The 1364-nt window shown below is 50.7% G+C and carries 1 protein-coding gene; it reads left to right on the forward strand.

Going from position 1 to position 1364, the window contains the following annotated elements:
* Nucleotides 1-1363: DNA translocase FtsK (locus AZ66_RS29145; RefSeq protein WP_044358138.1), on the forward strand; the 1363-nt coding region annotated here is incomplete at its 5' end.
* Nucleotide 1364: the final 1 nt, after the last annotated feature.

A 1364-nucleotide genomic window follows, 5' to 3' on the forward strand; every position in this document is an offset into this window, starting at 1 on the left:
CGATCAAGCCGACTTCATGCAGACAGCTCGCAAGCTGGAAGCTACTTTGGAGAGCTTCGGCGTTCGGGCGAAGGTACTGGAGGTCGTTCGAGGTCCGGCAGTTACCCGCTATGAAATCCAACCTGACATTGGGGTTAAGGTTAGCCGCATTGTCAGCCTGTCTGATGATATCGCACTTGCATTAGCAGCGAAGGACATTCGGATGGAAGCGCCAATACCAGGGAAATCCGCGATTGGGATCGAGGTTCCGAACAATGAAGTATCAATCGTTACGATGCGAGAGGTCATGGAGACGCCAACTTTCATTGATGCTCCGTCACGGTTGTCCATTACATTAGGCCGTGATATTGCCGGGACGCCGATTGTAGGCAACCTTGCTCGAATGCCTCACTTGCTCGTTGCAGGTGCTACAGGTTCGGGGAAATCGGTATGTATCAACGGGATTATTACGAGCATCTTGTATAAGGCGAAGCCGGATGAAGTGAAGTTCCTCATGGTCGACCCGAAAATGGTGGAACTGAATGTATACAATGGCATCCCGCATCTTCTTGCGCCAGTCGTTACTGATCCAAGACGCGCTTCGCTTGCTTTGAAGAAAATCGTTGTTGAAATGGAAAAGCGTTATGAGTTGTTCTCCAAATCGGCGACTCGGAATATTGAGGGGTATAACAAGCTGGTTGCAGATGAGCCCGACAAGGTACTTCCTTATATCGTCATTATTGTCGATGAGCTCGCGGACTTGATGATGGTCGCTGCCAATGATGTAGAGGATTCAATATGCCGATTAGCTCAAATGGCGCGTGCAGCTGGTATTCATCTGATTATCGCTACCCAGCGTCCATCGGTTGACGTTATTACCGGGGTTATTAAAGCTAATATTCCGTCTCGTATCGCGTTCGGTGTATCGTCCCAGGTGGATTCACGAACGATTCTGGATATGGCAGGCGCTGAGAAGCTGCTCGGACGTGGGGACATGCTATTCCTACCGATGGGCTCATCCAAGCCGATTCGTGTGCAGGGCGCATTCTTATCTGACCAAGAGGTCGAGGCAGTTGTTGGGTTCGTAAGCGGTCAAGCGCAGGCAGAATACAACGAAGAGCTGGTGCCGGAAATTGATGAGAACGGACATGCTTCCGATGAACCGGTCGATGAGTTGTATGATCAAGCGATTCAAATCGTGCTCGAGGCGCAGCAAGCCTCGGCATCGCTGCTGCAGCGCCGGATGCGCATCGGCTATAACCGCGCCAGTCGTCTGATTGATCATATGCATATGCAGGGCTTGATTGGCGCGCATGAGGGCAGTAAGCCTCGTGAAGTGCTGATCACATTGGAACAATATCAACAAAGCAAAATTTCATCCTAAA

The organism is Paenibacillus sp. E194, from assembly GCF_000935845.1.
Classification (GTDB): Bacteria; Bacillota; Bacilli; order Paenibacillales; family Paenibacillaceae; genus Paenibacillus_B; species Paenibacillus_B alvei_B.